The 23,963-nt window shown below is 55.5% G+C and carries 20 protein-coding genes; 6 read left to right on the forward strand and 14 right to left on the reverse strand.

From position 1 onward, the window contains the following. Positions 1–22 precede the first annotated feature (22 nt). From EYR88_RS04465 to EYR88_RS04475, 3 genes are all read right to left on the reverse strand, one after another. Positions 23–613, reverse strand: coding sequence for a DUF402 domain-containing protein (locus EYR88_RS04465; RefSeq protein ID WP_131088500.1), 591 nt, complete (start codon positions 611–613; stop codon positions 23–25). Further along, complete coding sequence (gene dxs, locus EYR88_RS04470) at positions 610–2,577, reverse strand: 1-deoxy-D-xylulose-5-phosphate synthase (RefSeq protein WP_131088501.1); 1,968 nt, start codon at positions 2,575–2,577, stop codon at positions 610–612. The genes EYR88_RS04465 and dxs overlap by 4 nt, the downstream gene beginning before the upstream one ends. 196 nt (positions 2,578–2,773) lie before the next feature. Next, positions 2,774–3,313: a GNAT family N-acetyltransferase gene (locus EYR88_RS04475; RefSeq protein ID WP_131088502.1), complete on the reverse strand. Its 540-nt coding sequence runs from the start codon at positions 3,311–3,313 to the stop codon at positions 2,774–2,776. An 80-nt stretch (positions 3,314–3,393) separates the two neighbouring features. Between EYR88_RS04475 and EYR88_RS04480 the strand changes: the two genes are divergently transcribed. After that, complete coding sequence (locus EYR88_RS04480; protein ID WP_165477274.1) at positions 3,394–4,008, forward strand: class I SAM-dependent methyltransferase; 615 nt, start codon at positions 3,394–3,396, stop codon at positions 4,006–4,008. A 93-nt stretch (positions 4,009–4,101) separates the two neighbouring features. Here the strand turns inward: EYR88_RS04480 and acnA are convergent, their stop codons facing one another. From acnA to EYR88_RS04495, 3 genes are all read right to left on the reverse strand, one after another. Next, positions 4,102–6,810 (reverse strand): aconitate hydratase AcnA, encoded by a 2,709-nt coding sequence (gene acnA, locus EYR88_RS04485; protein WP_131088504.1) that lies wholly within the window; start codon positions 6,808–6,810, stop codon positions 4,102–4,104. Between the two features lie 191 nt (positions 6,811–7,001). Beyond that, the gene (locus EYR88_RS04490; RefSeq protein ID WP_131088505.1) at positions 7,002–8,324 is read right to left on the reverse strand and encodes a class I SAM-dependent RNA methyltransferase; all 1,323 of its coding nucleotides are present in this window, start codon (positions 8,322–8,324) and stop codon (positions 7,002–7,004) included. Between the two features lie 26 nt (positions 8,325–8,350). Further along, complete coding sequence (locus EYR88_RS04495) at positions 8,351–10,345, reverse strand: APC family permease (protein WP_131088506.1); 1,995 nt, start codon at positions 10,343–10,345, stop codon at positions 8,351–8,353. A gap of 144 nt (positions 10,346–10,489) precedes the next feature. Between EYR88_RS04495 and EYR88_RS04500 the strand changes: the two genes are divergently transcribed. Continuing rightward, positions 10,490–11,167 (forward strand): TrkA family potassium uptake protein, encoded by a 678-nt coding sequence (locus tag EYR88_RS04500; RefSeq protein ID WP_131088507.1) that lies wholly within the window; start codon positions 10,490–10,492, stop codon positions 11,165–11,167. Positions 11,168–11,181: 14 nt separating this feature from the next. Then, a complete protein-coding gene (locus EYR88_RS04505; protein WP_131088508.1) occupies positions 11,182–11,847 on the forward strand; it encodes a TrkA family potassium uptake protein in 666 nt (221 codons plus the stop codon). Here EYR88_RS04505 and EYR88_RS04510 read toward each other — a convergent pair. The 4 genes from EYR88_RS04510 to dut all read right to left on the reverse strand — a co-directional run bounded on the left by EYR88_RS04510 (position 11,844) and on the right by dut (position 14,227). Then, the gene (locus EYR88_RS04510; protein WP_131088509.1) at positions 11,844–12,572 is read right to left on the reverse strand and encodes a DUF3159 domain-containing protein; all 729 of its coding nucleotides are present in this window, start codon (positions 12,570–12,572) and stop codon (positions 11,844–11,846) included. The two genes, EYR88_RS04505 and EYR88_RS04510, sit on opposite strands and share 4 nt — an antisense overlap. A gap of 64 nt (positions 12,573–12,636) precedes the next feature. Then, positions 12,637–13,011 (reverse strand): hypothetical protein, encoded by a 375-nt coding sequence (locus EYR88_RS04515; RefSeq protein WP_131088510.1) that lies wholly within the window; start codon positions 13,009–13,011, stop codon positions 12,637–12,639. Positions 13,012–13,013: 2 nt separating this feature from the next. Beyond that, on the reverse strand, positions 13,014–13,730 hold the full coding sequence (locus EYR88_RS04520) for a DUF3710 domain-containing protein (RefSeq protein ID WP_131088511.1): 717 nt from the start codon (positions 13,728–13,730) through the stop codon (positions 13,014–13,016). Positions 13,731–13,771: 41 nt separating this feature from the next. Then, the gene (gene dut, locus EYR88_RS04525) at positions 13,772–14,227 is read right to left on the reverse strand and encodes a dUTP diphosphatase (RefSeq protein ID WP_131088512.1); all 456 of its coding nucleotides are present in this window, start codon (positions 14,225–14,227) and stop codon (positions 13,772–13,774) included. Positions 14,228–14,368: 141 nt separating this feature from the next. On the opposite strand from dut, the gene EYR88_RS04530 reads away from it, so the two are divergent. Then, positions 14,369–14,905 carry a DUF3093 domain-containing protein gene (locus EYR88_RS04530; protein ID WP_131088513.1) on the forward strand — a complete coding sequence of 179 codons (537 nt, stop codon included), beginning with the start codon at positions 14,369–14,371 and terminating at the stop codon, positions 14,903–14,905. A gap of 84 nt (positions 14,906–14,989) precedes the next feature. Here EYR88_RS04530 and EYR88_RS04535 read toward each other — a convergent pair whose 3' ends face one another. Further along, positions 14,990–15,289 carry a DUF4193 family protein gene (locus EYR88_RS04535; RefSeq protein ID WP_131088514.1) on the reverse strand — a complete coding sequence of 100 codons (300 nt, stop codon included), beginning with the start codon at positions 15,287–15,289 and terminating at the stop codon, positions 14,990–14,992. A gap of 260 nt (positions 15,290–15,549) precedes the next feature. Between EYR88_RS04535 and sepH the strand changes: the two genes are divergently transcribed. Continuing rightward, entirely contained in the window at positions 15,550–16,608 is a 1,059-nt protein-coding gene (sepH, locus tag EYR88_RS04540; RefSeq protein WP_131088515.1) for a septation protein SepH, read from the forward strand. 77 nt (positions 16,609–16,685) lie between these two features. Here sepH and EYR88_RS04545 read toward each other — a convergent pair whose 3' ends face one another. The 3 genes from EYR88_RS04545 to EYR88_RS04555 are packed head-to-tail and all read right to left on the reverse strand — an operon-like array spanning position 16,686 to position 21,171. Beyond that, complete coding sequence (locus EYR88_RS04545; protein ID WP_131088516.1) at positions 16,686–17,852, reverse strand: nucleotide pyrophosphatase/phosphodiesterase family protein; 1,167 nt, start codon at positions 17,850–17,852, stop codon at positions 16,686–16,688. Positions 17,853–17,872: 20 nt separating this feature from the next. Continuing rightward, positions 17,873–18,460 (reverse strand): DUF5998 family protein, encoded by a 588-nt coding sequence (locus EYR88_RS04550; protein WP_131088517.1) that lies wholly within the window; start codon positions 18,458–18,460, stop codon positions 17,873–17,875. 50 nt (positions 18,461–18,510) lie between these two features. Beyond that, positions 18,511–21,171, reverse strand: a complete 2,661-nt coding sequence (locus EYR88_RS04555; protein ID WP_131088518.1) for a GNAT family N-acetyltransferase — start codon at positions 21,169–21,171, stop codon at positions 18,511–18,513. Between the two features lie 98 nt (positions 21,172–21,269). Between EYR88_RS04555 and EYR88_RS04560 the strand changes: the two genes are divergently transcribed. Then, entirely contained in the window at positions 21,270–23,882 is a 2,613-nt protein-coding gene (locus EYR88_RS04560) for a DNA topoisomerase IV subunit A (RefSeq protein WP_131088519.1), read from the forward strand. Positions 23,883–23,963: the final 81 nt, after the last annotated feature.

Raw genomic sequence — 23,963 nt, forward strand, 5'->3', positions numbered from 1 at the left:
AGTAAAAAATCAGTAAAAGTGTTTAGGTCGTGGGCAGGTCGCCGGCTTTGGCTAACCATTGGTTTCGATAGGACCGGTCAAAAGGTGAAGCATCTGTTGCGACGAGGTCCAACAACTCTCGCGCCGCTCCGCTCATTTCCGTTTTTAGCTGCTCTGGATAGCCCATAGCCACAGAGTGTTCTTCGAATTCGTCTTCGTCATCCAAGAATGTCCCCCGACTACGAGAGCGAATAACGTCCAGATCAAGATCTATCGAATTCACTTCCCAGCCACCAGACTTCATTGCCTGCCAACCGATCTGGTGCGACAAGTCGATATAGACATCAAAGTCTTCCGTGGGCTGTGCGTACAACGTGGCAATCCACGGACCCTCGTGAGGAATGAGGCACAACGCATCACTTTGAGCCAGGTGGGCAACGCCGGGACGCGCTACGAGTGAGCCTTTGGGCTGATGGAGCCAGTGCCCGTACTCGTCTTGTCCGAGGTAGAAACCCGGAACTACCCAGTGTGGCGTGCCATCAAATTTCCAGGCACGGGCGACTACCAACTCACCAGTTGCGATCACTTTTGGTGTGCGAGGAAGTCCTTGGGGGCATGCCTGAACTGAGCTCATAGCTTTGGAATCTGTCCTGTAGGAAGATCCTGCCCTGGTAGTGGACGAGCGAACGGGACCTTGGTTCCGAGCACCTGAGCCAAAGTGTCGCGGGCCACCTGTTGCGCGGTCAGTCCCACACGGTCCAGAACTTCAGCACGGGTACCGTGAGCCAGGAATTCGGTAGGCAAACCAACTTCATTAAGAGCAGTATCAACACCAGCGGCACGCATTTCGGTGCGAAGACGCGAACCAACACCACCAGCGCGGACGCCGTCTTCGATGCAGACAACGATGCGATGGCGAGCGGCCAACGAAATCACCGAGGTTGGCATGGGCAATACCCAGCGAGGATCAACAACGGTGACCGAAACGCCCTGGCTGTTCAGGCGTTGCGCGACGTCCAAAGACAATTCGCTCATCGCACCAACCGAAACGATCAAGACATCCGGAGCGGACTTGTCCCCCAACCGAGCGAGCACGTCCACACCGTCGGGCAAGCGATCGATGGCGTCGATGGGTTCCCCAACTGATCCCTTGGAGAATCGAACAACGCTTGGTGCGTCGCTGATTTCCAGGGCTTCACGTAATTCTTCGCGGAGTCGATCAGCGTCACGTGGTGCAGCCAGATGAAGATTTGGCACAATCTGCGTCAACGCCATATCCCACATGCCGTGGTGGCTGGCGCCGTCAGGACCGGTCACGCCAGCGCGGTCAAGGACGATGGTGACGCCGGCCTTATGCAAGGCAACATCCATGAGCAGCTGATCAAATGCGCGGTTCAAGAAGGTGGCATACACGCAAACCACTGGGTGTAGCCCGCCGAAGGCTAATCCTGCCGCGGTGGTCATCGCATGCTGTTCGGCAATGCCAACGTCAATGACGCGTTCAGGATGCTCTTGAGCCATCTTCTTCAAGCCCACCGGCTGCAACATGGCACCGGTAATGGCGACAATGTCATCACGTTCGTTGGCTACCTTGGCGATTTCCTCGCCAAAGACGCTGGTCCAGCTCTGCGCGCTCGACTTGGAAACGGGCAGACCGGTCACGGGATCAATGATTCCCACGGCATGGAACTGGTCAGCTTCATCGGCGCGGGCTGGAGCGTAGCCGTGTCCCTTTTCAGTCAATGCGTGCACTAGCACTGGTCCCGAATACTGTTTGGCTTGCTGCAAAGCTTCTTCGACGGCACGCTGGTTGTGTCCGTCAATAGGGCCGATGTACTTCAGACCCAAGTCTTCAAACAATCCCTGTGGAGCCCACCAGTCTTTGATGCCTTTTTTGGTGGCATGAAGGGACTTATAGGTGAATCCGCCGACGGCGCCGGATCCCTTGAGCTTGTCTTTGAGCTTTTCCATGGCGTTTTCGTACGCCGGGTGGGTGCGGAACTTATCCAGTTGCTGACGCAGGCCCAGAAGCTGATTGGCCAAACCACCGATAGTTGGGGCGTAAGACCGACCATTGTCATTAACCACGATGACGGCCTTGCGGTCTTTATCGGCGGCAATGTTGTTGACCGCTTCCCAGACCATGCCACCAGTTAGTGCACCATCGCCGACTAGGGCCACGGCATAACGGTCGTTGTTGGACCTCAATTTATTGGCGCGAGAAATTCCGTCGAGCCACGACAAGGATGCAGAGGCATGTGAGGATTCCACGACGTCGTGTTCTGATTCAGCTCGATCAGGGTAGCCTGAGAGCCCGCCTTGCTGGCGTAAGGTTTCGAAGTTCTGGCGTCCGGTCAGCAGCTTGTGAACGTAGGACTGGTGCCCGGTATCAAAGATGATGGAGTCCTGCGGCGAATCGAAGACTCGATGAATGCCTAAGGTTAGCTCGACAACACCAAGGTTGGGGCCAAGGTGGCCACCTGTACGGGCAACATTATCGATCAGGAAAGTACGGATTTCCTCTGCAAGATCGTCTAGTTGTTCTAAGGACAGCGCCCGAAGATCGCTTGGTTTCTTGATGGTCTTAAGCAAAGACACGCTCGTCCCCTTTACAAATTCGCCCGTGGTGGCTGTGAGCCCATGCGAAATACTTAGTCTACCGCGTTGGAACCTTCTCTCATTATCCGCCACCGTTCCAGTTAGTGCGAATTTGCGGGCAATGAGGTTCAATACCATGGGCAATGCCGGTGGATTTCGAAGGTGCGCATGCCGGGAGCGCCTTCAAGTCCGACCTTTAGCTCAACAGTCGCCGGAAAACGCAATGCTCCGGTTGAGCGTACCCATTGGTTTCGGCGATGCGGGCAAAGTCTAGGCGCTGACAAACTTTCTGCGAGGGGACGTTGCCTGGATCTACGATCGCGAAGACCGATTCCCCGCCAGATTCACGGACGTAGTTCAGGACCTCCCTCACCGCTTCCGTCGCAAATCCTTGGCCTTGAGCACTCGGGTGCAGGTGCCACCCAACCTCGATTGGTGTCTGCAGGAAATTCAGGTCAATGCTCTGTTGAGTTTCACCCTGCAACGGTTTGCAAAGAACATTTCCAACCAACGCATCAGTCTCACGATCAGCTACAGCCCAAATGCCTTGCCCTTTGGCGATTATTCCCCGACGTCTAGCGATGGAAGCTAGTGCCTGATCCAAGGTTGTCATGCAAGTTGCGCCCGGACCGAGATACCGCATGGTTGCAGCGCGCGACTCTAGGTCCAGCAAGAATGGTGCGTCGTCAGTTGTCCATGAGCGCAAGTGCAGTCGCTGGGTCAATAATTCTTTCATTGATGGCTCTCCACATCGCAGTATTTATCCAGAGCTTAGCAACATCTTTGATGCTCTTGCCCTGCGCCTATGCTGGTGCAATGAGTAGCGTAGAACCCTCGGTCCAAACTGCCAGTGAATACTCGTCGATAGCCCAGCGCTATATCGACTTGTTCGGTGCCATTGAGCAGGCGGAGAAAGAAGATCGTGAGCTGATCGCTACGTGGGCCGAAGGTGTGCGCGGACCCGTTTTGGATGCCGGATGCGGCCCTGGCCAGTGGACTCAATTTATCTCTGGTCCCCAACGCCCCGCCACGGGCGTTGATATGGTTCCAGAATTTTTGGCTCATGCGGCCAAGAGCTACAGTGAATGCACTTTTCAGCAGGGCGATTTGTCGAATCTGAGTTTCAGCGACAATCACTTTGCTGGGCTGCTGGCGTGGTATTCGGTAATCCATACTCCCCCAGAACAATTGCCTTCAATCTTCTCTGAGTTCGCACGAGTCCTAAATCCTGGTGGTCAATTACTCATGGGCTTCTTTGCGGGCGACAAAGTTCAACCGTTTGCCCACAAAGTCGCACCCGCCTGGTACTTGCCACCTCGATTCTTGGTCGGGCTACTAGAAAACGCGGGTTTTGAACTTCTCGACTCCCAGACCCGCTCGCGCCCGACGGCACGGCTGCACGGTCATGTTGTGGCGCAGTTGAAGTCTTAAAGTTGAAGACCCAAGGCAATTGCCTTGGGTCTTCAACTTTGCGTGTTGCGTAACTACTAGTGGAACACTCCGGTATACACCGGGGTGGCTCTACTAGTTAGCAGCGGCGATCTGGCGCAGTACGTACTGCAGGATGCCACCGTTGCGGTAGTAGTCAGCTTCACCTGGGGTGTCGATACGCAGAACTGCGTCGAACTCGGTAACCTTGCCGTCTTGTGCGGTTGCGGTAACCTTCAGGGTCTTCGGGGTGGTGCCGTTGTTCAGCTCAGTCACACCGGAAACTGCGAAGGTTTCGGTACCGGTCAGACCCAGCGAATCAGCGGACTCACCCTCTGGGAACTGCAGTGGCAGAACGCCCATACCGATCAGGTTCGAGCGGTGAATACGCTCGAATGACTCGGTGATGACGGCCTTAACACCCAGCAGTGCGGTGCCCTTAGCAGCCCAGTCACGCGAGGAGCCCGAACCGTATTCCTTACCACCAAGGATGACCAGCGGGGTGCCGGCAGCCTTGTAGTTCTCAGCAGCGTCGTAGACGTAAGCCTGCGGAGCACCTTCCTGGGTGAAGTCGCGGGTGAAGCCACCCTCAACGCCGTCCAGGATCTGGTTCTTGATGCGGATGTTTGCGAAGGTACCGCGGATCATGACTTCGTGGTTACCACGGCGCGAGCCGTAGGAGTTGAAGTCCTTGCGATCCACACCATTCTCGATCAGGTAACGGCCAGCCGGGGTCTCCGACTTGAACGAACCTGCAGGCGAGATGTGGTCAGTGGTGACCGAGTCGCCCAGCTTGAGCAGAACACGAGCGCCGTCGATGTCCTTCACTGGCTGTGGCTCGGCGGTCATACCGTCGAAGTAAGGTGCCTTACGTGCGTAGGTCGACTTTTCGTCCCATGCGAAGGTTGAACCCTCTGGGGTGTCCAGTGCCTTCCAACGATCGTCGCCTTCGAAAGCGGTTTCGTAGCCCTTGGCGAACATTTCCTTGTCAATCGACGAGTCCATGATTTCCTGGACCTCTACTGGCGATGGCCAGATGTCCTTCAGGAAGACGTCGTTGCCCTCGGAGTCCTGACCCAGTGCGTCAGCTTCGAAATCGAAGTCCATGGTGCCAGCCAGTGCGTAAGCGATAACTAGTGGCGGGGAAGCCAAGTAGTTCATCTTTACGTCTGGGTTGATGCGACCTTCGAAGTTACGGTTACCGGTGAGCACCGCGGTGGCTGCGAGGTCGTTGGTGTTGATCGCCTCGGAGATCTCAGCATCCAGTGGACCGGAGTTACCGATGCAAGTTGCGCAACCGTAGCCAACGATGAAGAAGCCAAGCTGCTCCAGGTATGGCATGAGGCCGGACTTCTCGTAGTAATCGGTGACAACCTTCGAGCCTGGTGCAACCGAAGTCTTAACCCATGGCTTGGAGGACAGACCCTTTTCGGCTGCGTTGCGAGCCAGTACGGCTGCGGCCAGCATGACCGATGGGTTCGAAGTGTTGGTGCAAGAGGTGATCGAAGCGATCGAAACCAGGCCGTGGTCCAAGGTGAACTTGGTCCCATCTTCCTTGGTGACCTCAACTGCGGTCGACGGACGGCCGATACCCTGGGTATCTTCGGCGTCAGAAACGTAGTTGTGCAGATCCTTGCGGAACTGTTCCTTCGAGGAAGTCAGCTCGATGCGGTCCTGTGGACGCTTCGGGCCAGCGATCGATGGAACAACGGTGGAAAGATCCAGCTCGATGAATTCCGAGAAACGGATTTCGCGGCTTGGATCGTGCCACATGCCCTGTTCCTTGGCGTAAGCCTCAACCAGTGCCACGTTCTCGTCGCTGCGGCCGGTCAGGCGCAGGTAGTCGAGGGTAACATCGTCGATTGGGAACATTGCGGCGGTGGAGCCGAATTCTGGGGACATGTTACCGATGGTGGCGCGGTTTGCCAGCGGCACCTGTGCGACACCTTCGCCGTAGAATTCAACAAACTTGCCAACAACGCCGTGCTTACGCAGCATTTCGGTGATGGTCAAAACCACGTCGGTTGCGGTGGCGCCAGCTGGGATCGAGCCAGCAAGCTTGAAGCCAACAACGCGTGGGATCAGCATGGAGACAGGCTGGCCAAGCATTGCTGCCTCGGCCTCAATGCCACCAACGCCCCAACCCAACACGCCTAGGCCGTTGACCATGGTGGTGTGGGAGTCGGTGCCTACGCAGCTATCTGGGTAAGCGCGCAGTACGCCGTCGACCTCGCGGGTCATTACGGTACGTGCCAGGAACTCAATGTTGACCTGATGCACGATGCCGGTTCCTGGTGGAACGACCTTGAAGTCGTCAAACGCAGTCTGGCCCCAACGCAGGAACTGGTAACGCTCACCATTGCGCTGGTACTCGATTTCCATGTTGCGCTCTACAGCGCCCTTGAAACCGAAGGTATCAATCTGCACAGAGTGGTCAATAACCATTTCGGCAGGTGCCAATGGATTAACACGGGTTGGATCGCCACCGAGTTCCTTGACGGCCTCGCGCATGGTGGCCAAGTCAACAACACAAGGCACGCCAGTGAAGTCCTGCATCAGGACTCGCGCTGGGGTGAACTGGATTTCAGTGTTAGGTTGCGCCGACGCATCCCACTGACCCAGTGCGTTGATGTGCTCGTTAGTTACGTTCGCGCCATCTTCGGTACGAAGCAGGTTCTCAAGCAGAACCTTAAGGCTGTAGGGAAGGCTTTCTGAGCCTTCGACCGCATTCAGTCGGTAAATTTCGTATTCGGTTCCATTGACGTCAAGTACGCCCTTGGCACCGAAGCTGTCCACATTGCTCACGTGGGACTCCTCTCGCCAGACACTCATACTGTTGCACGCGCACACTGTAATTCCAGTTAGGAGTTCCTAACTGAGATAGTCAGGTTCCTAGCGCGGCAGAGCTAAAAACAGTCTATCGCCAACTGCCAGAAAAAGACTCCTCGGAATAAACTTTGACCAAAATTCGTGTCTCAACGGACAAATTCAGGTGATTAACGGCGCACGAAGAGGCCAATGGACTCCATGTGGTGAGTATGTGGGTATAAATCGTGAATCTCCACGTGCTCTAATTCGTAGCCGCGAGCGGTCAAACGCGAGATATCTCGGGCGAAAGATGCAGGGTCACAGGAGACGTAACAAATACGTGAGACACCACTGCTACCCAATTCAGCAGCAACTTGCTTGTCGATACCGGTACGCGGTGGATCAAGGACCACGCCATCTAGCTTCGCGTCACGGGAGACCTGACGTAGTACGTGCTCTACCCGGCCGCGAATGACGGTGGCCTGAGGATAATCGCGAAGATTCTTTTTAGCGTCCGCGTGGGTGCCTGGTGCTCCCTCAATGGAGAAGACCCGTCCTTCTTGTCCCACAGCCTTGGCCAAGGGAACGGAGAACAAGCCAGCGCCTGCATAAAGATCGGCCAGCTGTTCACCACGAACAGGATCAAGTAGATCCACTACTCGTTCCGAAAGCAGGGTCGCGGCGCTGCGGTGCACCTGCCAGAAGCCTTCGCCGGTAATCCGGTACTTCTCCCCCAGCACTTTTTCATTCAGCCAGGGCGAGCCAGCCAAGATCTCCAATGAACCCTTGCCGTCAGAGGCGGAACCACCACGCTGGGTGAACGAAGCGACGTTCACGCCTTCTGGGAATTGCTTGGCCACCTTCAGCGCAGCACCGGAGCTTGCCTCGGAGAGCAAAACCAAAATCGTACGATCGTCCGAACTGGACACCGCTACTTCAACGCGGTCAATACCCGAATAGTTCACCGCATAGATTCCGCTAGCCTCGATGGCTGGATGAGCCAATGGCATCGAAGTAATGGCGGTGAGCTGGTTGCTTCGGAAGCCACTCATGGCCAAGTTGCCGGAGGCATCAACCGAATAGGACATGCGTGTGCGCCAGCCCAAACCGTCAGTTGAACCAGCAACTTCTTGGACCTGGGGGAAGTTGTAATCCTCAGCTTTCATGCCGCCCAAGCGGGTGAACTGTTCGGCCACTACCTGTGACTTCAACTCGCGTTGGTGAGCCAAGGAAATGTGCCCAAATTCAGCACCACCCACGGGATCACGGTGCTTGAGTGCATCAGCCGCATCCCAGAAGTGTGGCACTCGGTGCTCACTGGCTTCATGGACCTCAACTACATCTGCACGCCAAAATTTCGCTTCCCGGGCCGAGTCAGTCAAACGCACCGATACAAGTTCTCCGGGAATACCGTGACGCACAAAAATCACGCGCCCCTCATGGCGAGCGACGGTGTGACCGCCGTGGGCGATATTGCCCAAACGTACTTGCAACGTTGATGATTCAGTCATTTTTTCGTCTTTCGTAGGAAGCATTTTTAGCGGTGTGCGGAAGACTCTTCGGTCGCTCCGCCGCCTAGGTTGTTTGAGGCACTGCGCAGACGCCACGGCACCGAAGCGATCACAACGCCCGGTTCATAGTGCAGGCGGTTCTTTACGCGGAGCGCAGTTTGGTTGTGTACCAGCTGTTCCCACCATTGGCCCACCACATACTCGGGAATGTAGACAACGATGAGTTCTCGCGGGGACTCGCGCTTGATGGAACGAATATGTTCGATCAGCGCTCCAGGAATATCGCGGTAGGGGGAAGCCAAGGCCGTAATCGGAACGGGGATCCCCAGTCGGTCCCAGTCTTCGAGGGTGGTCTCGGTTTTTTCCCGTTCCACGTCAACGATGATCGCTTCCAACTTTGAGGGCCGCGAAGCCCGCGCGAAGGCCAGAGCGCGAAGCACCGGTTTGCGCACGGTAGAGACCAGAACCAACGCGTGAACACGCGATGGCAGTGCGGTGACGGCGTAGTCTTCGTCGACCTCGAGTTCGTCATCAACCTTTTGATAGTGGCGCTGCAAGCCATGCATGATGAACATCAATACGAGGATGCCCAGCAGCGCCAGCCATGCACCATGAACAAATCTGGTGGCCAGCACAACAACAAGAACCAACGCTGACAGGACCAAACCAACCAGGTTCAGCAGGCGTTTGCGTTGCTTAACAGCTCGAATTTTACGGTCCGAGATGGGGACAAGGACGCGCTTCCAGTGGGTCAGCATGCCCAGCTGGCTCAGCGTGAAGGAAACAAAGACGCCCACGACGTAGAGCTGCACCATCGAAGTGACATCACCGTGGAAGAGCAGCACCAAGATAATTGCGGCAACGCCCAAGGAGAGGATGCCGTTGGAGAAGCCAAGACGATCGCCACGTGTTCGCAGCTGTCGAGGCAAGAACCCGTCGGTGGCCAAATGGCTGGCCAGCAATGGGAAAGAGTTGAAGGCCTGATTACCAGCCAAAAGCAAGACGGCGATGGTCAACACGGACACTACGATCAGACCCAAGGTGTAGTCACCAAAGACCGCCTGGGCCAGCTGTCCCAATACCGGCACCTGCACGAAGTTCGGCGAAATTGGCTGACCATCAAGCAAGAACGACGCCTGAGGATCGGTGACAACCTTAATCCCGGTGGCACGCGCCAGCATCAATGTTCCCAAGGTTAATACGCCCGATAGCAGGCCAAGAACCAACAAGATTCTTCCGGCGTTTTTTGCTCGCGGCTTAGCCAAAGTTTGAACGTTGGAGATGGGGACTTCAATACCCGTTAGTGCGGCAGATCCAGTGCTGAAGGCACGCAAGATCAGCAATGCTCCAACCACGCCGTGCAGGCCATTGGAGAACTGTGCTTCGGGTACAATAGTGAACTCAGCACTTGGCGCGTGGCCAAGGTTTCCGGTCAATGCCATCACGCCGCCGATGGCGACAAGGGCCAGCATTCCCGCAACAAAGAGGTACACCGGAATTGCTAGGGTCCATTTTCCTTGCCCGGTGCCACGCAAATTGCCAACTACCAACAGTGCCACCAGCGCGGCAGCAACCCAGGCTTTGTGTTCGCCTAGTACCGGGAAAATGGCGCTCAGGTAAGCAGCAGCCGAGGAGCTAGACACCGCAACGGTCAAGACAAAGTCCACCAACAGCGCCGCTGCCACCGCTGTACCGGGACGCGCACCCAAGTTCTTCTTGACGATTTCATAGTCGCCACCACCGGAGGGGTACTCAACAACCGATTGCCGGTACGAGAGCACCAGCACCACCAGAACGGCGAGGACTGCCAATCCCACTGCTGGGGACAGCATCGCTGCCGCGACACCGGCCATAGCCAGCGTCAGCAGGATTTCATCTGGCGCGTACGCCAAAGAGGACAGGGCGCTGGAGGAGAAAATCGGCAACGCTACGTTTGGTGGGAGCGGCTTCTTTTTCAGCTGTTCAGTGCTGAAAGGCCGACCCACAAGAATCCTCTTGAGACCATCAAATAATGCAGGCACGAGATAACGTTATCGCAGGTGTGCAAACCACACGGGAGGTTCACCGCCAATAATCTTGACCCGAACAGCGCTATTGTTGCATTCGGAGCACACTTAGGCGGTGCGCCGGTCAATCACCACAAGCAGCAATCCAAGGAGTTCTCGGTGGCACATTTTGTGATCATGGGGTGCGGACGCGTCGGCGTTTCGTTGGCCCATACACTGGATTCAGCGGGGCATTCAGTAGCCATCATTGATCAGGATGCTCATGCCTTCCGCCGATTGAGTAAAGACTTCTCTGGTTTTACTGTCACCGGACGCGGTTTTGACCGCGACACATTACAAGCAGCCAAAATTGATGGCGCGTACGCTTTTGCCGCTGTATCTAGCGGTGATAATTCCAACATTCTTGCTACCCGTGTAGCCCGCGAAACCTACAACGTGCCACATGTAGTCGCTCGCATTTATGACCCAGGACGCGCCGAAATCTATCAGCGTTTGGGTATCCCTACGGTGGCCGCTGTGCGTTGGAGTACCGACCAGGTATTACGACGCATCCTGCCGGACTACTCGATGCGTGGTGACTACCGCGAGCCTTCGGGCCGATTAGTGCTCTCAGAAGTGGCGCTGAATCGAGGTTGGTACGGACGACTCGTTAAGGACTTAGAAGCAGCTTCTGGGGTTCGTGTCGCCTATCTGACTCGCTTTGGCGAGGGAACGATCCCGCAAAACCGCACACGATTGCAGGGTGGCGATTTGGTCCACGTGATGATGCGTCTGGATCAGAGCAAGGACGTCGAAAAGATTCTTGCAAGCCCACCTGCTCCCCTGTCCAACGACTAATTGAGAGGCATTCCATGAAGGTCATGATTGCCGGAGCCGGCTCAGTCGGTTCCTCTATCGCCCGAGAGCTTGTGATCAACGGTCACGAAGTTTTGCTGATCGACATCCAGCCAGAGATGGCACAGCGCGAAGATCTTGAAGGCGTCAAGTGGTTGATTGGCGATGCTTGCGAGCTTGCCGTGTTGCAACAAGCTCATCTTGAGGACTATGACGTTGTAGTCTCTGCCAGTGGTGATGACAAGGTCAACCTAGTGGTCTCACTGCTGGCTAAGAGTGAGTTCGGAATTCGTCGTACCGTCGGACGCGTCAATAATCCTAAAAATGAGTGGATGTTTGATGACGCATGGGGCGTTGACGTCGCGGTGAGCACTCCGCGATTGATGACTGCTCTGGTCGAGGAAGCGGTGGAAGTTGGTGACTTGGTGCGTCTGCTGACTTTGAAGACCGGTGAGGTCTACATGGTCGAGTTCACGGTTCCGCATGATTCGGCGCTGATTGGCCGCGCTATCGGCCGTATCAGCTGGCCGCAGGACACCACCTTGATGGCTGTAGTACGTGATAAGACGCCGTTCCCACCAAGTGCCGATGATGTAGTTGAGGGTGGCGATGAAATCTTCTTCATCACCACCCCACAAGCAGAACCTCTACTGCGCCGCACCTTGCGCGACGCGACCCGCTAACCTACGGACGGATCTTGGGTCGCAACGTTTGTGGTCTCGGCTGGTTTGGAAAGTAACCAGGCGAACCACAGACCGGCTGCATACAGGGGTACACCCATTAGTGCACGGGCTAGCCCCAAGGCCACAACGTGGTCGGTGTAGTACATCGGTAGCTGCACCGCTAGGCGTGCGGCAAACACCGCAATCACGATCCACGTGGCAATCTGGTAGCGACGCAGGCGATCGGCCTTCTTGCGCCATTCGACGCCTTCATTGCGAATGAAGCCGAACAACAATCCGATCAGTGGCCAACGGATGACCACGGAAATGATGAGGCCCAGCAGGTAGGCGCCAGAGGTGTAGAAGCCGGGAATGTAGTAGTCCTTGGCATTACCGGAATGGCGAGCGGCAAAGGCACAAATCAAGATTCCGATCAGGCCTGACACCGACTGGATCAGGCTAGAGCGTTTGGTCATTCGGATGACCATGAAGATCACGCCAAGGCCAATCGAAGAGATCAGAGCCCAGGTCAAGTTGGAGCTCAGCGCAAAAACCATGATGAAAACAAAACCTGGCACGACGGTCTCTAAGATGCCACGCACACCACCCACGGTGGACAGCAGGTCGATTCCGCCATCTGCGTTCTGAGCAATCTTCGAATTTGCGCCGATCATCGCGGCAAAACTTTGTTGCTGGTTTGGCGCAGGCGCAGGTTGCTCCTGCGGCTCTGAATCCTCGTTGTGCATCCTGCTCACTTCCATTGGTTCAACGGCACTGACACTGCCCCGCGTCGGCGGAAACTTGCTCCGGTTACCCTCGGGCGACAGGAACGATGATGTAGCGCGGATTAAAAATCGTCGGGACTTGCTCTACGGGCGCGACCATTCCCGAATACTGCACCTTCACCCCAGGCTTGATGCCAGGAACAGATTTTTGTCCCATAAACACCAGTCTCACGTGCGCGACGGTGCCTCGACGGGCAGCAACGCTGCCTAGCTTGTCCACCACCACGGCCTTGAGCAACGGTGCCTGATTTGAAGGCGAGTAACTCACCGATTGAACGTAACCGGTGTGCTTCACTCTGCCCTTGGCCGGTAACTGGGACAGGTTATCCAAGCACAAGTAGTCCAGTGTCGGATCCGCTGGCCCCAGTTGCGGGGTAACGGGCTTACCGTTGAGCGCCATCTCTAGCCAATCTGGGTGATCTCAGGGCCGCGTTCGGGACGCTTTAGCTCTGGTTCTGCTTCCTCGCCTACCGGGCGGGTCTGCGCATTCGCTGGCACGTTCAGTGGCAACAATTCGGCCGGAGGCAGTGGCTTGTCGCCACGGTTCACGATGACATCGCGCAGGACGTTTTCGACGGTTTGGGCTGCTTCTTCATCAGAAATTGCGCTGCCACCGATGACTGCACGCAGGAACCAGCGAGGTCCGTCGATGCCGACAAAACGTAGCGCTACATGACCGTCACGGCCATCGGGTAGTTGCTGTGGAACGCGCGCCAGCAGTTCTTCACCGTAGGCACCGTCGCGCTTAAAGATCTCACCATTTTGGGCGGTGATGTCACTCTTGATTTTGTCTTTGATGCCAGGCCACAGCGACTGCGACTTGGAGGAAGAGAAAGCCATCAGCTGGACGCGCGACTCAGCAACTTCCAGCGACACTGCGATCACACGCTGGTTGGACTCTTCAACGTCCATGCGCACCTTCAAACCGCTCACCGGCTTGATAAGAATCGACCCGAAGTCTAGATACTCGTCCGTGTTCTCAACATCATTAATGTCGAATGGGCCGGCTTTAGGCTCATTAGGCTCAGAGGATTCAGTGGTTTCAGAAGTTTCAGTAGCGACGTCGTTGGATTCGACGGCCGGTTCCTGCTCTTTGGATTTTTTACGCTTGAAAATCATGGTGTCCTTAAAAATCTGGGCTTACTGTCCGCTGGTCTTTGTTAGGCGTTGAATCCGCCAGTAGATCCAAAGCCGCCGGCTCCTCGTGCGGTCTCCTCCAGTGAATCGACAGGCGTGAAGGCCGCCTGCTCAACTTTCTGAATAACCAGCTGGGCGATGCGATCGCCTCGGTTGATAGTGAAGGATTCAGCCTTATCTGTATTTAGCAGAGTGACCATGATCTCACCACGGTAGCCAGCATCAACAGTACCCGGTGCATTGACCACTGTGATTCCGTGCTTGGTAGCGAGGCCGCTTCGCGGGTGCACGAGTCCGACGTAACCGTGAGGAATTGCCAGAGCGATACCGGTTCGCACCAAGGCACGTTCACCCGGTTCAAGCACTGCACCTTCGCGGGCGTGCAAGTCAGCGCCTGCATCTGAAGGATGCGAGTAGCTCGGAACGGGCAGTTCACTATCGAGCATCTTGATGGCAATCGAGATTGTTGGCTCACTCATCGGTTTGGTAGTCCCCCGGGGTGTTTTGTGACTTGGTGGTTCGCTTGTTTCTTTGGCTTAACTCTATCGCGCAGATCTTAGAATGAGCTGTCCACACCGGCGCTGTCCTCGTTCAAAGAAATATTGCCTAAACTTGGAATCATGAGTAATACCAGCCCTGAGGCTTCGCGCGTTCTGTACACCGAAAAACTCTGGCCTTCAGCCAGCACCTGGATTTGGCCAATCATTATTGCCATAACTGCCGGTGTTGCGGTGGCGCCAATCAACGTCATTCTTGGGTGGAGCGTTGGAGCTGCTTTCCTGATCGCCCTGGTAGTGATTTTCCTCGTGCGCGTACCGGCAATCGAAGTTACCGAAAGCACCGTCTCGGCTGGTCGAGCCAGCATTGAACGAGAGTTCATCGGTGAAGTCACCGGCTACCGCGGCAACGATGCGTTTAAGCAGCGTGGACAGAAGCTTCATGGGCTGGCCTATATGGTGCTTCGAGGCTGGCTCGACGGCGTTGTGAAGATGGAAGTCACCGACGAACGTGACACCACCCCGTACTGGCTGATCTCTACTCGCCGCCCCGAAGAACTGGCCGCGGCCCTCTCCGGCGTTATGTACGAATTCACCGAAGAAGGAAAACTCGAAGCCGAGAAACTAGAAAAGGCTCACGAGGTCAACGAAGACCAGTAGTCCTTCCCTACCTATTGGAAGCACTGACCCGTAGCTCTACGTAGCACCCTTAGATCCTCAACGCTTAGCAAAAGTGTTGGGGATCTATCCTTCGCACTCGCTGCAGAATTTCTGCCCGTTGTCTTCACGAGCGAGCAGAGTGCGATGTCGAACCATGAAGCAGGATGCACAAGTGAACTCGTCAGCTTGCTCGGCCATGACCTCGATGCTTGCTTCTTCTTGAGCCGTCTCTCCACCAGGCAAAACGAAGTCCTCAGCCAAAGAGGTTTCCGATTCATCGATGAGGTTCGCCATCTCGACAGTCTTACCGGCCTTGAGCGATGCAATTTCCTTGGCGCGGTCCTCTTCTGAGAGCATCGTTGGTGCAGCAGATTCAAATGTCATGATCGTTTTTTGCTCTTTCCTGCAGGTGTTTCGTCGATGCCGGCAGCATCACTGGGTGAAAACTCATACCGGCATAGAAGTATAACGTTTTTACGCAAAATCCATTCCCTCGGGCTACTTGGTATGCCACAGGCTGAAGGAACACGAAATAAGACGTGAAGTTGATGACTATTCTTGCGCCACACCCGGGGCGGTGGTAGGAATTCAGGCTTCAAGGTGGCAGAGTTTTACTCAGGAAATAGAGCGTGTGGAGGGTATTAATGCGTCAGCTGAGACTGGTAGGAATTCATGAAAATGGTTCCAGCCTGCAGGTCAGCAGTGACGACGGGATGAGCTACGAGCTCCCCGTTGACGATGCACTGCGCAGTGCAATGGCAGAAATAGCCCGTTCGCGGGCTCCAAGGAACCGTGAGGAATCCTCTGTCCACTCGCCGCGTGAAATTCAGGCGCGAGTTCGCGCCGGTGCTTCTGCCTATGATCTGTCGCTCGAATGGGACATCCCAGTCGAGGACATCGTTAAGTATGAGGGCCCTGTACTCGCTGAACGTGAGCACATGGCTGAACTCGCTCGTCGTGTAGAGGTGTCCGGTCCACAGACCGATGCTGAATACCGCGAAGTCTTTGGTGAAGAACCAGCAGACTTGGGCTCGATGGTTGTGCACCGTTTTAACCAGTTGCACATCGACAGCGATTCTGCGCGCTGGAACTCTTGGAAAGATCCTGAGGGTCAGTGGATCATTACCGTTGAATTTGATTCTCCGTTGCCTAGCGACAACGTTGAATCCCTCGGTACCGATGCGCAGAGTGCCGCTGGAAACGTTGCCCGCTGGTCGTTCTCCCCAGCACGCAAATCTTTGAAGAACCTCAACCGCTGGGCACAGACCTTGAGCGAGCAAGTAGCTCCTGAGTACTTCCGCCCGGTCGCTGCGGTAAGCCAGGCTGAGCCTGAGCCACCTGCATCCAACGCTCCTGAAGCTGACGAGACCGAGGAATTGGTAACTCTCCTCAACGCTCGTCGTGGACAGCGCCCCAAGGATCAGGATCCTGAGCGCGAGTCACGCTTCAACGACATCATTGAGCGCGGCATGAGCAAGTACGATGCGGAAGAAGATGACTCGTTGCCGAACCTCCCGCAGGGTATCTCGCCTCGCACTTCTCAGCTGATGGTTGTCACCGATTCAGATCATGATGATTCTGACGCTGACGACAAGCAGTCCGAGCAGAACGATGACTCTGCACCTCGCAAGGCCAAGCGTTCGTCGGTTCCTAGCTGGGACGACATCATGTTTGGCAAGCGCAAGAAGGATACAGATTCTTAGCCCTCAGTAGAGGGACAATATGCGATTGGGGTAGCACCTTCTGGTGCTACCCCAATCGCATATTTTTTATCAAATTCTTATTTGGTTCGGTGCACTAACAGCGGAACGAAGCGCTCCCCCGCTGTGAGCGAACCGTGCTGTCCCACCATGTCGAAAGCCATCGGAGCAACCCGACGACCGTCGTAAAAGGCTATTGACTCTGCCGCTAGGATCATCAGATCTCCCAGACGTGCCTGGTGCTCATCGGTGATCGGGCCAAAGTAACCACGTTCCACCGCTTCTTGGCGTGTCATGATCCAAGCTTTGGTACCAAATTCTTTGTGCCAGGCATTTTTGACTCGTTGCCTGCCGGCCTCGTCTGTTTCGACGGCAAAGGTTAGTTGTGCCCCGCGAGGTTCACCGCTGGTTAGCTCCACTCCCTCAACAAGTTCTGGGTACTGGCTGTAGTCGATGCGCTGCGATTCGGGAACGTCGACCATTCCATGGTCCCCAGTAATCAGCACCGTGGTTTCTTCAGGCAGTCGAGACACCAGCGACTTGATGACGTAGTCGAGTTCCTCAAGGGTGTCTCGCCACTGACTGGAGTCAACACCGAACTTATGACCGGTCTTATCTAGCTCGTTGAAGTAGGTGTAGACCAGCGCACTACGATGTGAATCGAATACGTTGTGGGTGGCTTTGGCTCGTGCCATTGGCTGGTTCGCTGCGACAAACACAGGACCGCGCAGAGAAGCACGGGTCAATGCTGATTTGGCGAACATTGGGATTGAAACCGTGGCCACGTGTACGCCGTGTTCGGCTACTTTTTGGAATACGGTTGGCTGAGTTTGCCAAGCTTCCGGATTCAGGTCTGCCGGCCAGCCACCTAGTTGGTTGACTACTCGACGTTGCGCCGGATCCACCACATCGTATCCGAGCATGCCGTGCTCCCCTGGAGTGACACCGGTGGCCAAGCTACTCAGGGAAGTTGCAGTGGTTGAGGGAAAACCGGTGCCCAATTTTTGCCCATCGGCAAATAAAGATCGCAAGAAAGGTGCATGCCCTGTGTGGCTCTTGAGCTGGTTCCAACCCAAACCGTCCACCATGATCACTACAACGCGCTTGGTCTTTTTCAAGCCCAAAGCGTTGGCGAATCCCGGTACTCCCAAGGCAGTAGCCGCAGAGGGCAGGATCTCTGAGAGGGTGGCTTGCCCGTACTTCGGTGCATCAGGAATTTTGGTTGATGGGACCGCAAGTTCAGACACATTTACCTCGTCATTATGGCTCAAGAGATCGTAGCCAAACGTAGTCGGACAGCAAATTCGCGCGCCTTGTTGACCGCACGTTGCCCATCAGCTTCAGCGCTCACCCGAATCACTAAGTCCTCTGGTTGTGAAGTACCGTTCAAACCGTGGTCGGCCTCGCATTGTGGGTCACCGCAATCAGCGGGAGCCAGATCGATACGTTTGGTGCCACCCCACGACATTCCGAAGGTCAGTTCCTTGACTGGATCCGCTGCCGAATAGTGCTGCGGCTGATGGTACACAAAGCTGGTTGCGACCGATGCAATGCGTGCAAGTGCAATCATTTCGACCGAAACCTGAGCCATGACATCTTTGCCATGATCATCGAGCTGCTGGTCATCAACATGCAAGATAAACAGAACTTTTTCACTCATCACCATGACCGTAATGTGTCGGTGAACTTCAGTGTTGTCGAAATGAGTTTCCAGATGAACATAGTGGTCAAGCACTGGCTGATTCATCATTGCTTCAGCAAGTACATCCTGGACCATCTGCGGGTAAAAACCTGCACGAACCAGATCGTCTTGAAGCTCAGCGCCAGGAGCAGTCGAATATGTTGGAGAACTCATAACTCGATTCTACTCAGTTGACGAGGTCAATTCACGTTGGGCGATTGCGCTCAGCTTCGTAACGCCCGGCGGACGCTATCAATTCGTTGCTCAGCATTGCTGATCTGAATATTCACCGACAAGACGCTCAGCGAATCTGCTGACACCGAGATGGGCGCAAACTTTGCCACCGTGATTTCGGGGTGATTGTCTTTGAAGAGAGACACGCGAGTAATAAAGTCCTTCAGTGCTTCGAGGTCCACTGCGGCGAGCCCCTGATATCCCAACAACCGAACGCTGCTTCGCGGACGCCTAATGAGTTGTTCAAGATCGTGAGCGGACAGCGGCGCTACCCCATGAGCCCAGTCATCTAAGAGATTTACCGGATCTCCACTGAGGCCAAAGGAAATCACGGGCCCAAGCAACGGGTCTTCCACTGCCTTAAGCACGCAAGCTTGACCAGCCGGGGCCATGCTCTGAACTTCAAGGGCATCCACTCCGTAGGTTTCCATCAGTAACTTCATGTGGGTGAAATTGGATTCCAGGCTGGCACGGTCCGGAATGCTCAACCGTACTCCGCCAAGATCTAGACGCTGACGCAAGTCTGGATCATTGGCTTTCAGTGCTACCGGCCAGCCCAATTCGTCGGCCGCTTTGATGGCCTCGGAAACCCTGTTGACCACGCGAGATCCAAAAATTTCGATGCCGTAGAAACCAAGCAGCTTTTGCGCCTGAGATTCGGTGAGTTCTAACAAGTTGGAACCCGAGACGGATTTTCCCAGTTCTTTGAGGAAGTCGGCGGCACCGTCAACATCGATGCCTTCCGGCTCTTCGATGGCCTCATAGGGCACGTCGATCCATTGCTGATAACCGTAGGCCTTGGCTAACGCACCGATCGCTGTGGTGGGCGAGGTGTACAACGGCACGCCTTGTTTGAGCCCACCGGTAATTTTGGTATCGGCCAAGCCAGGGACGAGAGCCAAAACAGGTTTGGGTTGGTCTAAGAATTCACGAGCAACCTTGAGAACAGCAGAGGTTTCCAATCCGGAATATGGCAAATGTGCCAGCACGACAGTGTGCACTTGAGGGTCGTCAATCAGCTGCTGAATTCTGCGGCGCAACATCGGGAGGGCACGAGATTGGCCCACGCTGTAATCGAGCTCGCCTCCATGGATCACGGAATTCAGATTCCGTGTTTCTGCGACATCGCAAACCACTTCGGCAATCGTCACGGAGTTCGAAAGGACGGCAACGTTCGGCCCTTGAGGTGGCGGGAAAACTGAGAGTAATGAGGACACGTCGAGTAGCTCTTCGGAGGACCGAACGCGGATCACCCCTGATTGGCGCAAGATCGCGTTCATTGCGCCGGCCGGTGCCTGTCCTACTCGCACCGAATGGCCCGGTGGCAATCTGCGCCCCATCACATCGGTCTTGGCAACGACGACTGGTTTACGTCGCGCCAGCCTGCGGGCAATGCGAGCAAATTTACGGGGATTACCAAAGGACTCAAGATACATGGCAACGACATCGGTACGTGTGTCGTCTTCAAAGAATTGCATGGCGTCATTGCCAGAAACGTCGGCACGCAGGCCTGCTGAGATCGCGCTACTGACACCGATTCCTTGCTGGATGGCTACGCCCTGCAGAATCATTCCCATGGCTGCTGACTGGCTAAAGAAGCCGACGTTGCCAGGTTGTGGTGAGCCGGCGCTGCCCGAGGCGTATAAGTTCACGGCAGGATCGGTGTTGATCAGGCCCAATGAGGCCGGCCCAACAACCCGCATCCCGTTAGCGCGCGCCAGGGCTACTAGCTCGCGTTGGGCGCCAAGACCTTCGGCGGATTCGTATCCGGCCGACATGATCACGAGCGCCTTTACACCGTGGGCGGCGCAGTCTTTGATCGTTTCCAATACTCGTTCGCGTGGAATGCAGAGCACCGCCACATCCACTGGTCCCGGGATTTCGCTGACCTTGCCGTAAGAGACTAGTCCCCCGACTTCCAAAGCTGCATCATTAACCGCGTAGACGATGCCGGCGAATTTGGATTCGATAAGTCGTTCCAGAACATCATGGCCAAGCTTTCCCCACGTCCGGCTAGCACCAACGATCGCAATGGAATCTGGTGACAGAAGCCCGGCCACACTGCTGGCTTCGGCACGGTGCTCACGGGATTCCGTGACTTCTCGTGCCTTCTCGGTAGGACTAATGGAGAATTCGAGCATCACCACGCCATCTTCAAAATGGCGAGCTACCGCATAGCCGGCTTCAGAGAAGACGGTGAGCATCTTGCGGTTCTCCGGCAAAACTTCAGCAGCGAACTTTTCAATGCCCTTTTCTCGGGCTGCCGCTGCGAGGTGTTCAAGCAGAATTGATCCGATACCAGTGCCTTGGTATTCATCAGAGACGTTAAACGCCACTTCAGCTTCACGCGGATTATCTAAACGGTCATATCTTCCAACACCGATAATCTTTGAACCGCGCACCACAGTGAATGCCACACGGTTGGTGTGATCCACGTTGGTGAAACGCTCTAGCTCTTTAGGGGTCAGCGACGACTTGTACGTAAAATAGCGTAGGTAGACCGAGGTTTCAGACTGATGCTTGTGCATCTCCTGCAACGCCTGCGCATCACGCGGGGTGATAGGCCGCAAATGCGCTGTCGTCCCATCGCGAAGCACAACATCAGCTTCCCAATGTGCCGGATATGCCGCCGAAAGTTTACGATCCACCATAGGCTTAGGATAGTCGTGACCTTCGCGTTGTGCCCAGACGCAACACGAAGTATCGACCGCTCAGGCCGCAAGAGAGTATGTGAAGGACAAATAGAGTAATGGCTCGAAAGAAGTCTGAAGAGATTCCCGAGGATTTCGTTGAGAACATCGTCGATATCGACGTGACCAATGAAATGGAATCCTCCTTCTTGGAGTACGCCTACTCGGTGATTTACTCACGTGCTCTACCCGACGCACGCGATGGACTCAAACCAGTCCAACGCCGAATCCTGTTCCAGATGGCGCAGATGGGTTTGCGCCCTGAAAAGGGTCACGTGAAGTCTGCCCGCGTGGTCGGCGAAGTCATGGGTAAATTGCACCCGCACGGCGATGCCGCAATTTACGACGCGATGGTTCGTCTGGCCCAGGATTTCTCGCTGCGCCTTCCTTTGATTGATGGCCACGGAAACTTCGGTTCTCTCGATGATGGTCCGGCTGCACCTCGTTACACTGAAGCACGCTTGGCCGCCTCTGCTGTAGCAATGACGGCCAACTTGGATGAAGACGTCGTGAACTTCATCCCTAACTACGACAATCAGTTCATGCAGCCAGAGGTTCTTCCTGCTGCCTTCCCTAACCTTTTGGTCAACGGAACCACCGGCATTGCCGTGGGTATGGCCACCAACATGGCCCCACACAATTTGGGTGAGGTTATTGCCGCCGCCCAGCATTTGCTAGTTGAGCCCGAAGCCACCGTTGAAGAACTGATGAAGTTCATTCCAGGCCCTGACTTGCCATCCGGTGGCAGCATCGTTGGTCTGGACGGCGTGAAGGATGCCTACCGTACCGGTCGTGGCTTGTTCCGCACTCGTGCCACCGTCGCTTTAGAAAAACTTTCCGCCCGTAAGTCCGCCTTGGTAGTCACCGAGCTTCCTTACGGTGTGGGCCCGGAAAAGGTCATCGAGAAGGTCAAGGATGGTGTGAACAACAAGAAGATCTCTGGCATCTCCGACGTTGTTGATCTGACTGACCGCCACCATGGCCTCAAGTTGGTTATTGAACTGAAAAACGGTTTTAACCCCAACGCAGTTTTGGCAAGTCTCTACAAATACACACCGATGGAAGATTCCTTCGGCATCAACAACGTGGCATTGGTCAACGGCCAGCCGCGAACCATGGGTTTGCGCGAGCTGCTCACTGTTTACGTTGATCACCGACTGGACGTAGTCCGCCGTCGTACCACTCACCGTCTGGCAAAACGCGAAGATCGTTTGCACCTGGTTGAGGGTTTGTTGATTGCCATTGTTGATATCGACGATGTCATCGCCATCATCCGTTCATCGGAACAGACTAATGAAGCTCGTCAAAGACTGATGACGGTCTTTGACCTCAGCGAGCCGCAAGCCAACCACATTTTGGAACTGCGTCTGCGCCAGCTGACCAAGTATTCCAAGTTGGAATTGGAAACCGAAGCTGAACAGCTGCGCGAAGAAATCGAACAGCTACGCGCGATTTTGGCATCGGATCAGCTGCTGCGCTCCCTCGTTTCCGAAGAGCTTGGCACCATGGCGGAAACCTTCGGAACGCCTCGACGTACCAAGTTGCTCAAGTCTGCACAGTTGGCCCCGTTGAAGGGCACCGCGCTTCCGGAGGCCGTTGGTAACGGCAAGCAGGCCAAGCTCACTTTGGAAATCTCTGATAGTGCATGCTGGGTTCTGCTTTCTGCCACCGGACAGATCGCACGTACTGCCGATCGAACCGAAGTGGACTTCAACTCAGCGCGAATCAAGCACGACGTGTTGGTATCCCAGGTACCTTCCAGCGCACGCGGTGAAATTGGAGCGCTGACCAGCACCGGTCGAATCATTCGTGTTTCGCTAATCGACGTGCCAGCCCTGCCTGAATCCCATGGCTTCCCGCAGTTGGCTCAGGGTGTGCCAGTTACTGAGTTCCTCAAGCTCGCCAAGAGTGAAACGGCGATCGCGCTGGTACCGCTCAATGAAGTGATTGCTATCGGTACACAGCAGGGCGTGGTCAAGCGAGTTACGCCTGAATACCCGCTGAACCGTGATGAATTTGAGGCCATTACGCTCAAGGACGGCGACGCCGTTATCGCTGCTGCCGTGGCACGCGAAGAAGACGAGTTAGTCTTCTTAACTCGCGATGCCCAGCTCTTGCGCTTCTCAGCCTCCGCGGTCCGCCCACAGGGTCGGACCGGCCGGGGTATGGCCGGAATCAAGCTCAGCGAGAATGATCGTGTGATCTTCTTTGGTGTGGTGCCGGCCAACGCGGAGCACACTGTTGTGGCTACCATCGCGGCCGGTTCTCAGACTTTGCCGGGGACGTCCGGTCAGTCCGTGAAGCTGACCGAGTTTGCTGAATTCCCGTCAAAGGGTCGTGCCACCGCGGGCGTTCGTGCGCACCGATTTGTTAAGGGCGAGGATCATTTGCAGCTTGGCTTTGCCGGTCAGGGACCGGCCCGAGCTAGCTCCACTGCGGGCATCGTTCGTGCATTGCCAACCGAGTATGCAAAGCGTGATGGATCAGGTGCACCGCTGGCACAGTCGATCAACATTCTCGGCGGCACATTAAGCGTCAATGGTGCACAACCTGCGCCAGTTGTACAGGACGAGCCGGACTCTCCTGTTGAAGTGCAGCAGCCAAAGGTTGCTCCAACCTTCACCCCGGGCGAAGACACTTTGCCTTTTGACGACGGCGGAGTCATTCTCTAGTCCTGAGACAAATGCACTGAAGGTGCCTTAGTGAATCGATACTTCGATTCGCTAAGGCACCTTTGATTGTTTCAGCCAGTT

Origin of the sequence: Arthrobacter sp. S41 (assembly GCF_004320535.1) — a bacterium.
In the GTDB taxonomy this organism is placed as follows: domain Bacteria; phylum Actinomycetota; class Actinomycetes; order Actinomycetales; family Micrococcaceae; genus Glutamicibacter.

Excerpts from the sequence above, each read along its gene's own strand:
- EYR88_RS04550 (WP_131088517.1), bottom strand. The coding sequence starts at position 18,460 with ATGAGTTCTCCAACATATTCGACTGCTCCTGGCGCTGAGCTTCAAGAC.
- EYR88_RS04535 (WP_131088514.1), bottom strand. The coding sequence starts at position 15,289 with ATGACATTTGAATCTGCTGCACCAACGATGCTCTCAGAAGAGGACCGC.
- EYR88_RS04480 (WP_165477274.1), top strand. The coding sequence starts at position 3,394 with ATGAGTAGCGTAGAACCCTCGGTCCAAACTGCCAGTGAATACTCGTCG.
- EYR88_RS04520 (WP_131088511.1), bottom strand. The coding sequence starts at position 13,730 with ATGATTTTCAAGCGTAAAAAATCCAAAGAGCAGGAACCGGCCGTCGAA.
- dut (WP_131088512.1), bottom strand. The coding sequence starts at position 14,227 with ATGAGTGAGCCAACAATCTCGATTGCCATCAAGATGCTCGATAGTGAA.
- sepH (WP_131088515.1), top strand. The coding sequence starts at position 15,550 with ATGCGTCAGCTGAGACTGGTAGGAATTCATGAAAATGGTTCCAGCCTG.
- EYR88_RS04510 (WP_131088509.1), bottom strand. The coding sequence starts at position 12,572 with ATGCACAACGAGGATTCAGAGCCGCAGGAGCAACCTGCGCCTGCGCCA.
- EYR88_RS04530 (WP_131088513.1), top strand. The coding sequence starts at position 14,369 with ATGAGTAATACCAGCCCTGAGGCTTCGCGCGTTCTGTACACCGAAAAA.
- EYR88_RS04490 (WP_131088505.1), bottom strand. The coding sequence starts at position 8,324 with ATGACTGAATCATCAACGTTGCAAGTACGTTTGGGCAATATCGCCCAC.
- EYR88_RS04560 (WP_131088519.1), top strand. The coding sequence starts at position 21,270 with ATGGCTCGAAAGAAGTCTGAAGAGATTCCCGAGGATTTCGTTGAGAAC.
- EYR88_RS04465 (WP_131088500.1), bottom strand. The coding sequence starts at position 613 with ATGAGCTCAGTTCAGGCATGCCCCCAAGGACTTCCTCGCACACCAAAA.
- EYR88_RS04475 (WP_131088502.1), bottom strand. The coding sequence starts at position 3,313 with ATGAAAGAATTATTGACCCAGCGACTGCACTTGCGCTCATGGACAACT.
- EYR88_RS04515 (WP_131088510.1), bottom strand. The coding sequence starts at position 13,011 with ATGGCGCTCAACGGTAAGCCCGTTACCCCGCAACTGGGGCCAGCGGAT.
- EYR88_RS04505 (WP_131088508.1), top strand. The coding sequence starts at position 11,182 with ATGAAGGTCATGATTGCCGGAGCCGGCTCAGTCGGTTCCTCTATCGCC.
- EYR88_RS04555 (WP_131088518.1), bottom strand. The coding sequence starts at position 21,171 with ATGGTGGATCGTAAACTTTCGGCGGCATATCCGGCACATTGGGAAGCT.